Below are 12,146 nucleotides of genomic sequence, written 5' to 3'. Positions count from 1 at the left end.
GCGTTCCATCCCGGTGGGCCAGCGACGCGGTGGGAGGGATCGTCGTCGACAAGAGTGGCACAGGCAGCAAAAGGAAACACAGGACCCAATGATCTCGAAGGCCCGCATCGGATGGCTCCTCCATCGTATCGCACGCAAGATCTGGTTCCGCGCCGCGCTGATCAGTGCCGCCAGCGTGGTCGTCGCCGCCTTTGCGGGGATCGTCGCCCGAACGGTCCCCTATCACTTTACCGGCGACATCGGCCAGAATGCCGTGGGAACGGTTCTGGAAATCATCGCCTCCTCGATGCTCGCCGTCACCACCTTCTCGTTGACGGCGATGGTCAGCGCCTATTCGTCCGCGACCCAGTTGGCGACGCCGCGGGCGACCCGGTTGCTGATCTCGGATCGCATGTCGCAAAATGCGCTCTCGACCTTTCTCGGGGCGTTCATCTTTGCCGTGGTCGGCATCATCGGTCTGCAAACCCGCCTCTATGGCGGGCAGGGGCGCGTGTTGCTGCTGATCGCCACGGTCCTGCTCGTCGCGCTGGTTGTCGTGACCCTGCTGCGCTGGATCGCCCATCTCGCGGCGTTCGGGCGCATGTCGGACGTGATCGACCGGGTCGAGGATGCGGCAGGGGCCGCCATGCAGACGTTCGCGAAAGACCCATATCTGGGCGGACGACCGGCCATCCCGGTTCCCGCCCATGCGCGGCCAGTGCGGTCACAGACGATCGGTTATGTGACGCATGTCGATATCGGGCGACTGGCCGCGCTGGCCCGGGAACACGACCTCGTCGTGCATGTGGAGGCGATCCCCGGTACGCTGGTGCACAAGGGGCGTCCGCTGCTCCATGTGGTCGGGGGGACGGCGGACTGCGACGACGACCTGTCGGGCGCCTTCGTGATCGAGCGGCACCGCGATTTCGACCACGATCCCCGGCTCGGACAGATCGCCCTTGGCGAGATTGCGGGGCGGGCGCTGGCACCTGCCACCAATGATCCCGGCACCGCCGTCGAGGTGCTGAATGCGTTGTTGCGCACCCTGAGCGAGCTGCCCGCGCAGGCGCCGTCAGCGGACGCCGATCTGCCGCCCGTCCATGTCCCGCGTCCGTCCGTGGACGAGATGATCCGCGCCGGCTTCACGCCGATCGTGCGGGAGGGGGCAGGCGAGGAAGAGGTCGCCATCCGCGCCTTCAAGATCCTCCGCGCGTTGGGTGAGGCCCTGCCTCACGCGGTCGCGACGACCCGCGCGCTGGCGCATGAGCTGCGGCAGAATGTCGAGCGCGTGATGCTCGACCAGGCCGCGCTGGCGCGGACGCTGGCAGTGTATGAGGAGCATGCGCGTTGACCGGTTCGACGGGACACACCCATTCGCGCGGCACGCGGCGCCTTGCCGATCAACCCTGATCGGCGCTGTTCGGCAGCGAGAGGCGCAGCATCGTCCCTGATGACCTGTTGTTCTGGATGCTGATCTCGGCCTCCATCTGCTTCGCCAGACTGCGCACCAGCTTCAGGCCGAGGCTGTCCGATCGATGGAGGTCGAAATCCGGCGGCAAGCCCGCTCCATCGTCGATCACGCGAAGCTCTATGATATCGTCCTCCAGGGTCAGGGTGACGACGAGCTGGCCGAATTCCCGGTCGGCAAAGCCATGCTCCATCGCATTGGCAATGCCTTCGGCCATGATGAGGGCCAGCGGAATCGCCGCATCGGGCGACAGGCGGATGCCGGGCACGGCCTCGATCCGGTGCAGGATGCCCGGTTTGCTGTCGGCGGCAAAAAGGTCCGTCATCAGGTCGCGGAGGAAGATGTTCAGCGGCACCTGCTCGCCGGTGGTCGAATAGAGCTGCCGCTGGATCCGCCCGATCAGCTGCAATTTGGTGGACGCGTCGGTCAGGACCATGCGCGCGATCGGGTCGACGATCTGCCGCTGTTGCAGGGACAGCATGGCGCCGACCATCTGGATGTTGTTGGACACCCGGTGCTGCAATTCGTGGAAGAGGAGCTCGGTCCGTTCGGCCAGCTGCCGCTGCTCGGCCGCCAGTCGGGACGAGCGTTCATTGGCGCGCTGCATGGCATCGACCAGCCCAATATCGACCGCAACCACCCCGGCGTAAAAGCCCAGGGCCACCAGCGTGCGCGATTCGAAATCGAACGTATGGACCGGCGGAATGAAGAAATACCAGGCGAGCAGGCCGCAGACGATGGCCGAAACGGTGCCCGGACCGCGCCCGAACAGGAACGCGGAAATGATGACCGCCGGAAAGAAGGTCAGATAGGGAAAGCCCGGCGGAAAGGCCGGATCGAGCGCCCAGCGCACCCACCAGGCGATGGCCGACAGCAGCAGCGCCGCCGCATAGGCCAGCGCCCTGCGCTCGCGAAGCAGCGGCAATTGCCCAAAGGCCCGGCGCCTTACCCCCATATTCCGTCCAAGCCCTTTTATGTGGCGTCCCTCCTGCGCGATCCCACGACGGGTTGCAACTCGGGTAAGCATCGGCCCGAACGTCGCTTTTGCCCGCCACGGGGCGTGGCGCGGCATTCATCGGCGGGATTGCCGGGCGTGGGGGGGGGGGCGGCCGATCACGACCGCCCCGAAATCATGCTTGCGCCACCGGACGCTTCAGCACGCCGATGAGCAGTGCGCTCACCACCACGCCGGCTAGGATCGCCACGAGATAGGCGGCCAGATGCGTGACGGCACCAGGAATGGGCAGCACGAACACACCGCCATGCGGCACGCGCAGCTCGACACCGGCGACCATCGAGATCGCCCCGGTGACGGCCGACCCCGCCATCAGCGACGGGATCATCCGGAGCGGATCGCGCGCGGCGAAGGGGATCGCGCCCTCGCTGATGAAGGCCAGCCCGAGAACGGCGGCAGCGGCCCCCGCCTCGCGCTCGTCGGCGGTGAAACGGGTGCGGAACAGCCGCGTCGCGAGCGCGATGGCGAGCGGTGGCGTCATGCCCGCCGCCATGGTCGCCGCCATCGGCGTATAGACCTGCGACGCGACCAGCCCGACCGAGAAGGCATAGGCCGCCTTGTTGACCGGCCCCCCCATGTCGAACGCCATCATCGCGCCCAGGATGAGCCCGAGCAGGACCGCGTTGGACCCCTGCATCCCGCGCAGCCATTCGGTCAGGAAGGCCAGCGCCGCCGCGACCGGCGTGCCCACCGCATAGATCATGAGCAACCCGGTCAGCAGCGTGCCGAGCAGCGGCAGGATCAGCACGGGCTTCAGGCCCTGAAGATTCTTGGGCAGACGGATCGCCCGGTTCAGCGTGTCGACGCCGTAACCCGCGATGAAACCCGCCACGATGCCGCCGAGAAAGCCCGCACCCAGCGTGCTGGCGAGCATCCCGCCGATCATCCCCGGCGCGATGCCGGGCCGGTCGGCGATCGAATAGGCGATATATCCGGCCAGCGCCGGGACCATCAGCGCAAAGCCCGCCTTCGCCCCGATGGTGAACAGGGCATGGGCGAGCGTGCCCGCAGCGGCATCGTCATTGGCGTGGATGCCGCCCAGCGCGAAGGCGAGGGCGATCAGCAGCCCGCCCGCCACCACGAAGGGCAGCATGAACGAGACGCCGGTCATCAGATGCTTATAGGGCCCGGCACGCTCGCTGGCGGGGGAGGCGGTGGGCGCATCGCCACTGGCGGCCTCGCCCTGGACCCTCGCCTCGGCCAACGCCTTTTCGATCAGCGCCGCGCCGCCGGTGATGGCCGGTTTCGTGTTGCTGACCAGCACGCGCTTGCCCGCGAACCGCGCACGATCGACCTCGCGATCGGCGGCGATCAGGACCACATCGGCCTCGGCGATCTGTTCGGGGGTCAGCGGGTTGCCCGCGCCGACCGACCCTTGCGTCTCGACATGGATGTCATAGCCGAGTTGCCGCGCGCCCTCCTGCAACCCCTCCGCCGCCATGAAGGTGTGCGCGATGCCGGTGGGGCAGGAGGTGATGGCGACGATCTTGCGGACCCGACCGGCGACCGCGCGGTCGGACTGCATGTCGAGCGCGGCGGCCGGATCGGCGAGCACCGCCTCCAGCGTCACCATCTGGTCGGCGCGGGCACGGGTCGCCGCATCGGCGGTGTCGGCGGCGCCGACGAACAGCAGGCGGTCGCCGCTCTCCGTCGGTCCGGGCGAGACCGGGTTGACGATACCCTGCGCGGTGCGCAGCTCGATCTCGATCGGCGAGCCGATATCGCGCGCGGCCCGGCGCAGCGCTTCGCCCGCCAGCACGCCGGTGACGCCGGACTCGCGCGCATCGACGATCGCAAAAATCCGCTTCATGCGTCCTCTCCCGTCATCGCCGGGCCGGTCTTGGCGACCTGGCGGATCATGACCTGCCCGGCCAGGGAATCGATCGTCGCCCCGCTCGGCAGGTGCGGGCCGGTGCGGCCCAGCTTGGCGACCGCGAAGGCCGTCGACAGTCTGGCGATGCGTTCGAGCGAGGCGCCCTCGGAAATTCCGGCAGCGAGGCCCGCGACCATGGCATCCCCGGCGCCGACGGTGCTGGCCAGCGGCCCCGCCGCCAGCTTCGCCAGGATCGCGCCTTCGTCCGACAGGAACAGCGCGCCATCCTCTCCCATCGACACGACGACCAGCGCGACCCCGCGCCGGAGCAGCGTCTCGGCGCAGCGTACGACATCGTCCAGGCCGTCGAGCGGCTCGCCCGACCAGGCGGCCAGTTCGCGCCGGTTCGGTTTGACGATCGCAGGCAGGGTGGCCGCGCGAAGCGCCTGGGTCAAAGCAGGGCCGCTGGTGTCGAGAAGCACCTTGGCGCCGCGATCGCTCAGGGTTCGGATCATGTCGGCATACACGCCGGGATGGCATCCCGGCGGCAGGCTGCCGGACAGGACTATCAGCGTGTCCGGCCCCGCAAAGTCCGCCACCGCCTGCTCGACGGCGGCGACCTGCGCTTCCTCGACCGCCGCGCCGCTCATGTTGATGTCGGTAGTGTCGGCATCGTCGACGAGCTTCATGTTGACGCGGGTATCGCCGGATACGCGCAGGAAGCGATCATGGATCGCCTTTTGCGCGAACAGCGTCTCGAACAGCGCCGCATTGGCCTGTCCCAGCAGCCCGAATACGCTGACCGGCACGCCCCAGTCGGCAAGGCAGCTGGCGACGTTGATACCCTTGCCCCCCGCATCCTGTCGGACGGAACGGGCGCGATGGACCTCGCCGGGGATCAGCCGATCCAGCGTGATCGTCTGGTCGATCGCGGGATTGAAGGTGACGGTGGCGATACGCATCACGCGGCATTCCTTTCGAGTTGGTCGCCGGTCGGGGCGGCATCCAGCGCCCGCACATCCGCTGCGCTCTCCATCTCCAGCGCACGCGCCGCCAGCGCCTGCAACGCCGGAAGCTCGCTGGTGCGAAGCCGGGCCTTGACCGCGGGCAGGTCGCGCGGGGTCATCGACAATTCGGTCACGCCCAGCCCGGTGAGCAGCGCCGCGCCGAACGGATCGCCCGCCAGCCCGCCGCACACCCCGACCCAGCGATCATGCCGCCGCGCGCCCGCCACGGTCATGGCGATCAGGCGCAGCACCGCCGGGTGAAGCGAGTCGGCCTCGCTGGCGAGTTCGGGGTTCTGCCGGTCGATCGCCAGCGTATATTGGGTCAGGTCGTTGGTGCCGATCGAGAAGAAATCGGCATGGGCGGCCAGGGCATCGGCCTGCACGGCGGCGGCGGGAACCTCGATCATGATGCCGATCGGCACGACCGGTGCGTCCAGCGCGACGCGCACCGCCTCGCACCGTTCGCGCAACGCCACCAGTTCGGCGGCCGAGGTGATCATCGGGAACATGATCGACAGATCGCCCGACTCCTTGGCCGCGCGGTAGAGCGCGCGCAGCTGCGGCTCCAGCAGGTCGGGGCGGCGCAGCAACAGCCGCGCGCCGCGCACGCCGAGGAAGGGGTTCTCCTCCTTGGGCAGATGCAAATGCGGCACCTGCTTGTCGCCGCCGATATCGAGCGTGCGGACGATCAGCGGGCGGCCATCCAGCGCATCGATCATCGCGCGATAGACCGCGAACTGTTCGTCCTCGCTCGGGCTGTCGCCGCGTTCGAGGAACAGGAATTCGGTACGCATCAGACCGACGCCCTCGCCACCCTGGGCCAGCGCATCGGCCACCTGATCGGGCCGGTTCACATTGGCGGCGATCGCGACCTGATGGCCGTCGCGCGTCACCGCGGGGCGGCTGCGTTCGGCCTCCTCCGCCGCGCGCCGCGCCGCGATCTCGGCGATCCAACCCCGCGCGGAGGCGAGATCGGCCTCCGAGGGATCGAGCCAGACGCGACCCGTATCGCCATCGACGATCGCGATCGATCCCGCCGCCTGCGACAAGAGCTCCGCGCCGCCCGCGACCACCGATGGCAGGCCGAGCGTACGGGCGAGGATGGCGCTGTGTGAGGTGGGGCCGCCCAGCGCGGTGGCGATGCCCGCGACGCGGCGGGTGTCGAGCGCGGCGGTGTCCGACGGCGCCAGATCGGCCGCGACCAGGATGCACGGCTCCTTCGGCAGGTCGTCCAGCGTGCCCAGGCCCAGGCCGGGATCGATCTGGGCCAGCACGCGCCGACCGATATCGCGAAGATCGGCCGAGCGCGCGGCGAGCACCGGATTGCCCAGCGCGGACAACTGGCCCGCCATCCGCTCGATCGCCTGATGCCAGGACCAGGCGACGCCATGCCCCTCGACCATCAACTGGCAGGTGAGGGTGATAAGATCGGTATCGTCGAGCAGCGTCGCCTGCGCCTCGAAGATCGCCGCATCCCCTGCGCCCAGACGCCGGGTGGTCTCGTCGATCAGCGTCGTCATCTGCGCGCGGGTGCGCACCAGCGCCTCGTCGAGCAGCGCGCCGCCGCGCGCCAGATCGACCGGCTGGTCGGGGACGTCCAGTTCGGCCGCCGCCAGGACATGGACCTTGCCGATCGCGAGACCGGGGCTGGCGGCCACCCCCGCGATCATCGCCGGGGTGCCGACGGGCTTCCAGCCGCGTACGGGTATGGCGGCGGCGGCCTTTTCCGCCGCGCGGGCGGCATCCGCCTTTTCGCGGCCGGTCAGGCGGCTGATCGCGGCGCGGAAGTTCTCGATCGCGCCGGCGGCGGCAGGACCGGATGCGGAGATGCTGACGGTATCACCCGCCTTCAGCCCCAGCTGCAACAGCGCCACCAGGCTGCGCGGATCGGCGGTCTCGGCACCATGCCGGACCCGCAACGCGACCGGCAGCGCCTTGGCCGCTTCGGCCCAGGCGGCGGCGGGGCGTGCGTGCAGCCCGGTGGGATAGTCGATGGTCCAGCTCACCCGCTCGTCCAGATCCTCGGCCGGAGGGCGCGCCTGGCCCTGATCGCGCGCATCGTCGCTCAGTGCGGCGGCGATCAGCGCCGGGTCGCTGGTCTTCGCCAGTTGCTGCAACCGCGCCTCGTCCTGGATGAGCCGCGTCAGGCGGCGCAGGATCGCGATATGGCTGTCCGAACTGGCGGCGATGCCGATGACCAGATGCGCGATCTGGCCGGGATTCCATTCGATGCCGTCGACGAACTGGAGAACCGCGATCCCGTCGCGCCGCACCAGCCCCTTGTCCTCGCCCAGGCCATGGGGAATGGCGACGCCCGCGCCCAGGAAGGTGTTCGCGACGCCTTCGCGCGCGATCATGCTTTCCTCATAGCCCGGCGCGACGCAACCGGCGGCGACCAGCAGCTGGCCCGCCTGGCGGATCGCATCGCTCTTGTCGGTCGCCGTCACGGCGAGGCGGATCAGCTCCGGGCCGATCACGGGTGATGGGGACTGGGTGTGCATGTCTCTGTTGGCCTCTCCGCCGCGAGTCTCAATTCTTCGCTTGCCCGACTGGAAAACGTTTTCCCGCAACTTTGTCAATGGGCCTTGCAACGAATCGCCTTACGCGACATGAAGGATGGAAATGAGCCGGAGAGAACGGCGCGGAGAGGAGAATACGTTTTCCATGAGCGTGGGTATCAAAGACGTCGCCCGCGTCGCCAACGTGTCCGCGGCCACGGTATCGCGCGTGTTGGCGGGTCGCAACGTCGATCTGGCGATGCGCGAGCGTGTTCTCGCGGCGGTGCGCTCGACGGGCTATCGCCCCAATCTCGCGGCGCGGCGGCTGCGGTCGCGTCATACCAATACGATCGGGCTGATCGTCGCCGATATCCGCAATCCCTTCTTCACCGCCGTATCCCGCGCGATCGAGAATCTGGCCTATAGTCGCGGACAGCGGGTCATCCTGTGCAACACGGACGAGGACCCCGCGCGCGAGGCCATGTATCTGCAACTGATGCAGGAGGAGCGGGTGGCCGGGGTCATCCTGGCGCCGACCCGCGACGGGCTGGCCAACATCACCCGGACGAAGCCCGATTATCCCATGGTGCTGATCGATCGCGCGGCGCCGGGCATCGCGCATGACTGCGTGGTCCTGGACAATGGCGCGATGTCGGAGATGCTGGTCGAGCATCTCCACGATCGGGGCTTTCGCCGGATCGCGGGTCTGTTCGGCGCGACCAGCCGTACCGGCATGGAGCGTCGCGCCGGGTTCGAGGCTGCGGCGCAGCGGCTGGGGCTGGTGGCCGAGGCGATCGCGGTGCCGCATGGCGATGGCGAGGTGGCGGAGGTCATGGCCGACCTGCTCGCGCGCGCCGACCGGCCCCAGGCGCTGGTCGCCAGCAACGGCGTGACCTTGCTGGCGGTGTTGCGCACGCTGCGCGAACATGGACTGTCGGTGCCCGACGACATCGCACTGGTCGGGTTCGACAATGAAGGGTGGATGGACATTGTCGGCGGCGGCCTGTCGGTGATCGAGCAGCCCGTCGAGGAAATCGGTCGCACCGCTATGGCGATGCTGATCGACCGGTTCGACCATCCCGATGCCGCCACCCGGAAAGTCGTGCTGGCCGGGCGACTGATCTCGCGCGGTTCAAGCCTTTCGCCCATTTCCGCCCCGTCTCCCTCGGTGACGGCATGATCCATATCACGGGCGGGCGAACTGCGCCGCCGACATTATTCGGAGCCTGACCACGATGCAACGCATGTCGCTCACCCGGTTCCTCATCGAACAGCAACGCGCCGACGCCGCGCTGCCCGCCGAATTGCGCCTGTTGATCGAGACGGTCGCGCGCGCCTGCAAGACGATCGGCCACGCCGTGTCCAAGGGCGCTTTGGGCGAAGTGCTGGGCAGTCTCGGCGAGGAGAATGTCCAGGGCGAGGTCCAGAAGAAGCTGGACGTGATCGCCAACGAACTGCTGCTCGACGCCAATGAATGGGGCGGGCATCTGGCGGCGATGGCGTCGGAGGAGATGGAGACGATCCATCACATCCCCAATCGCTACCCCAAGGGCGAATATCTGCTGTTGTTCGATCCCATCGACGGGTCGAGCAATGTCGATGTCGACCTGTCGGTCGGCACCATCTTCTCGGTTCTGCGCGCGCCCGAGGATTGCGCCGGTCGTACGCCGACCGAGGCCGATTTCCTCCAGCCCGGTCGCGATCAGGTGGCGGCGGGCTATGCCATCTATGGGCCGCAGACGCTCTTGGTGCTGACCATCGGCACCGGCGTCTATGAATTCACGCTCGACCGGGAGGTCGGTTCGTGGCGGCTGACCGACGGTCCGATGCGGCTGCCCGCCGGGACGTGCGAGTTCGCGATCAACCTGGCGCGGCGGCGGCAATGGTCGCCGCGCATCGCCGACTATGTCGAAGAGCGGGTTCAGGGCAGCGAGGGGCCGCTGGGCCGCGATTACAATATGCGGTGGACCGCCTCGATGGTGGCGGACATCCATCGCATCCTGAAACGGGGCGGGGTGTTCCTCTATCCGGCCGATCACCGCCATCCGGGCAAGGCACGGCTTCGGCTGTTGTATGAGGCCAATCCCATGGCGATGCTGATCGAGCAGGCGGGCGGTGCGGCGATCGATGGCGCGATGCGCATCCTCGACATCCAGCCCATGGGCCTGCACCAGCGGGTCGGCGTGGTGCTGGGCGATGCTGCCGAGGTCGCCACGCTGTGCGATGTCGAAGAGAGGGACGCCGTCCTGCCGCTTGCCGCCTCGGGATAAGGGCGGGGCGGCGGAGCGCCGTTTCTAGGGGGCGATAAACTGGTCTTGGCGGGAAATCGTTCTACGGGACGATAGCTAAATGCTTCGGCTGCCTAACGCGAACATTTGAGAAAACGTTTTCTATAACATGATGGTAAGGATGCGGATGGACAAGGTCCGATTCAAGCTGGGTGTCATTGTCGGAGCGGCCATTTTGCCGGTGTCCCCGCTCTGGTCGCGTACGGTCGATCCGGCCGCCACGGTGGTCGCCGAGGATAGGTCGCCGGTCGCGTCCGATCCCACGACGCCGCAGGTCTCGCAACATGCGACCAAGGCCGTGCCGCTGGTCCTGGGCCAGCGGAGGAAGGGCGACGAGACCTGGCAGCCGCTGGCCGACGACGGCGTCACTTTGGCGCTGAACTATACGGGCGAAGCCGCCACCAACGTCACCGGCGGGTTGGAGCGCAAGGCCGCCTATACCGGGCAAATCTATGTCGGGGCCGATTTCGACTTCGACAAGATCGCGGGCATCGGCGGCGGTGGCCTTCACCTCGCGATCACCAACCGCCATGGCCAGAGCCTGTCGCAGATCGCGATCGGCAACAATACCTCGGTGCAGGAGGTATGGGGCACGCAGAACACCCATCTGGCCATCCTGACCTGGGAACAAAGGCTGTTCGACAACCGGCTCGATATCGAGGCGGGCAAGAGCCAGGCGAACATCCATTTTCTGAACTCGCCGCTCTACTGCAACTTCCAGTCGAATTCGGCGTGCGGCAATCCCACCTTCGTCTTCAAGAACAGCAACTTCACCTATTTCCCGGCATCGAGCTGGATGGCCCGTGCCAAGCTGACCATCGCCGACAACTGGTTCGCCCATGCCGGCATCTATGAGGTCAACCCGAACCGCAAGCGGGCCGACGACAATGGCTTCAGCCTCAGCTTCAAGGGCGGCACGGGTTTCATCGTGCCCTATGAGGTCGGCTATGCCTCGGACTTCAAGACCGACCGATTACCGCGCCACTACATTCTGGGCGGCTGGGTCGATCGCGGCGATTATGCCGATCCTTTGCTCGACGATCGGGGCGGCATCGCGATCCTGAGCGGACGCCCGTCCGCCACGCGCAAGGGGCGCAGCGGCCTCTATGCCCGTTTCGACCAGATGCTGACCCGCCCCGACATGAATTCGCACCGGGGGCTGGCGGTATTCGGGGTCGCGATGACCAATTTGTCGGGCCGGGTCGAGGAGCGGCATTTCCTTGAACTAGGCCTGCTCCAGACGGGGACCTTTGCCGGGCGCGATCGCGATACGATCGGCTTCGTCATCAACCAGCAGAGCTTTTCCGACCTGGCCATGGCCCGGATGCGCGCCGCGCGCCTGTCCGCTGGGGGCGATGGCGACATTCGCCGCAACCAATATATGATGGAGCTGGCCTATGGCGCGCAGATCGGCCCCGCCATCCGCCTGTCGCCCAACATCCAGTATATCCTGAACCCCGACCAGACCGGCGCCCCGTTCCGCAAGACCCATATCGGCAATGCGCTCGTCTTCGGGTTCAAGTTCACGGTCGATGCACCGACCCTGATCGCGATGGCGCGGCGCGACTAAGCCGCGCCACGCTCGCCACGGGCATGACGGCGGTCAGGCGGATCGCTGATAGCGAAGTCGGTTCTCGAAGCCTTCATTCGCCTTGGTCATCTTGGCGATCTTGCGGAGCGTGGCACGGACGTTCCGGTCGAACCGCCGGTCATCATAAATGCCGGTCGTCCGGTACTCCTCCTGCGCGAGCAAGCTTTTCAGGTGCAGCGCGAAGGCCGCCTGGTCATCGGCCTTTCCGCCAGCCTGCAATGCACGGCACACCCATTCCTCCGCCGCCGCTTTGTCATAGTCGTCCTGCGCCTCGTAGCCCCGCCGGTCCGCCGCCGCCTGGTCAAGCCTGGCGGCCTGGACCCGGTGGTCGAGCCATTGGCCGACCGCCGCGCCGTCCCATGGCCTGGATGTGACCGTCATCTCCGTCTCCAATCCGTGAAGGAACGGACCCCTAGCATCGCCGCGCGCCCGGACAATGCGCGATCCGGTGCGGGCCTCGGCCATGTGCGGACAGGCCGCCGGTCGA

9 protein-coding genes are annotated in these 12,146 nt (G+C 67.7%); 4 read left to right on the top strand and 5 right to left on the bottom strand.

The features are described 5' to 3' along the window. Positions 1-88: 88 nt before the first annotated feature. Complete coding sequence (locus ACFX59_RS05770; RefSeq protein ID WP_387430500.1) at positions 89-1,330, top strand: DUF2254 domain-containing protein; 1,242 nt, start codon at positions 89-91, stop codon at positions 1,328-1,330. A gap of 49 nt (positions 1,331-1,379) precedes the next feature. On the opposite strand, the gene ACFX59_RS05765 is transcribed toward ACFX59_RS05770, so the two are convergent. The 4 genes from ACFX59_RS05765 to ptsP form a co-directional block, all read right to left on the bottom strand. Next, on the bottom strand, positions 1,380-2,402 hold the full coding sequence (locus ACFX59_RS05765) for a sensor histidine kinase (RefSeq protein ID WP_387430498.1): 1,023 nt from the start codon (positions 2,400-2,402) through the stop codon (positions 1,380-1,382). 175 nt (positions 2,403-2,577) lie between these two features. Further along, positions 2,578-4,272, bottom strand: a complete 1,695-nt coding sequence (locus tag ACFX59_RS05760; RefSeq protein ID WP_387430496.1) for a PTS fructose transporter subunit IIC — start codon at positions 4,270-4,272, stop codon at positions 2,578-2,580. After that, positions 4,269-5,237 (bottom strand): 1-phosphofructokinase, encoded by a 969-nt coding sequence (gene pfkB / locus ACFX59_RS05755; protein ID WP_387430767.1) that lies wholly within the window; start codon positions 5,235-5,237, stop codon positions 4,269-4,271. Before pfkB ends, ACFX59_RS05760 begins: the two co-directional genes overlap by 4 nt. Then, positions 5,237-7,783, bottom strand: coding sequence for a phosphoenolpyruvate--protein phosphotransferase (ptsP, locus tag ACFX59_RS05750; RefSeq protein WP_387430494.1), 2,547 nt, complete (start codon positions 7,781-7,783; stop codon positions 5,237-5,239). The genes pfkB and ptsP overlap by 1 nt, the downstream gene beginning before the upstream one ends. 163 nt (positions 7,784-7,946) lie before the next feature. On the opposite strand from ptsP, the gene ACFX59_RS05745 reads away from it, so the two are divergent. The 3 genes from ACFX59_RS05745 to ACFX59_RS05735 all read left to right on the top strand — a co-directional run bounded on the left by ACFX59_RS05745 (position 7,947) and on the right by ACFX59_RS05735 (position 11,638). Further along, positions 7,947-8,960: a LacI family DNA-binding transcriptional regulator gene (locus ACFX59_RS05745; protein ID WP_387430492.1), complete on the top strand. Its 1,014-nt coding sequence runs from the start codon at positions 7,947-7,949 to the stop codon at positions 8,958-8,960. Between the two features lie 55 nt (positions 8,961-9,015). Continuing rightward, a complete protein-coding gene (locus ACFX59_RS05740) occupies positions 9,016-10,050 on the top strand; it encodes a class 1 fructose-bisphosphatase (protein WP_387430490.1) in 1,035 nt (344 codons plus the stop codon). A 145-nt stretch (positions 10,051-10,195) separates the two neighbouring features. Next, positions 10,196-11,638 (top strand): carbohydrate porin, encoded by a 1,443-nt coding sequence (locus tag ACFX59_RS05735; RefSeq protein WP_387430488.1) that lies wholly within the window; start codon positions 10,196-10,198, stop codon positions 11,636-11,638. 33 nt (positions 11,639-11,671) lie between these two features. On the opposite strand, the gene ACFX59_RS05730 is transcribed toward ACFX59_RS05735, so the two are convergent. Beyond that, complete coding sequence (locus ACFX59_RS05730) at positions 11,672-12,040, bottom strand: hypothetical protein (protein ID WP_309702951.1); 369 nt, start codon at positions 12,038-12,040, stop codon at positions 11,672-11,674. Positions 12,041-12,146 lie beyond the last annotated feature (106 nt).

It is taken from the genome of Sphingomonas sp. NCPPB 2930 (assembly GCF_042867205.1).
Classification (GTDB): domain Bacteria; phylum Pseudomonadota; class Alphaproteobacteria; order Sphingomonadales; family Sphingomonadaceae; genus Sphingomonas.
This window is presented reverse-complemented; position numbering and strand designations above follow the sequence as displayed.

Excerpts from the sequence above, each read along its gene's own strand:
- ACFX59_RS05770 (WP_387430500.1), top strand. The coding sequence starts at position 89 with ATGATCTCGAAGGCCCGCATCGGATGGCTCCTCCATCGTATCGCACGC.
- ACFX59_RS05765 (WP_387430498.1), bottom strand. The coding sequence starts at position 2,402 with ATGGGGGTAAGGCGCCGGGCCTTTGGGCAATTGCCGCTGCTTCGCGAG.
- ACFX59_RS05760 (WP_387430496.1), bottom strand. The coding sequence starts at position 4,272 with ATGAAGCGGATTTTTGCGATCGTCGATGCGCGCGAGTCCGGCGTCACC.
- pfkB (WP_387430767.1), bottom strand. The coding sequence starts at position 5,237 with ATGCGTATCGCCACCGTCACCTTCAATCCCGCGATCGACCAGACGATC.
- ptsP (WP_387430494.1), bottom strand. The coding sequence starts at position 7,783 with ATGCACACCCAGTCCCCATCACCCGTGATCGGCCCGGAGCTGATCCGC.
- ACFX59_RS05745 (WP_387430492.1), top strand. The coding sequence starts at position 7,947 with ATGAGCGTGGGTATCAAAGACGTCGCCCGCGTCGCCAACGTGTCCGCG.
- ACFX59_RS05740 (WP_387430490.1), top strand. The coding sequence starts at position 9,016 with ATGCAACGCATGTCGCTCACCCGGTTCCTCATCGAACAGCAACGCGCC.
- ACFX59_RS05735 (WP_387430488.1), top strand. The coding sequence starts at position 10,196 with ATGGACAAGGTCCGATTCAAGCTGGGTGTCATTGTCGGAGCGGCCATT.
- ACFX59_RS05730 (WP_309702951.1), bottom strand. The coding sequence starts at position 12,040 with ATGACGGTCACATCCAGGCCATGGGACGGCGCGGCGGTCGGCCAATGG.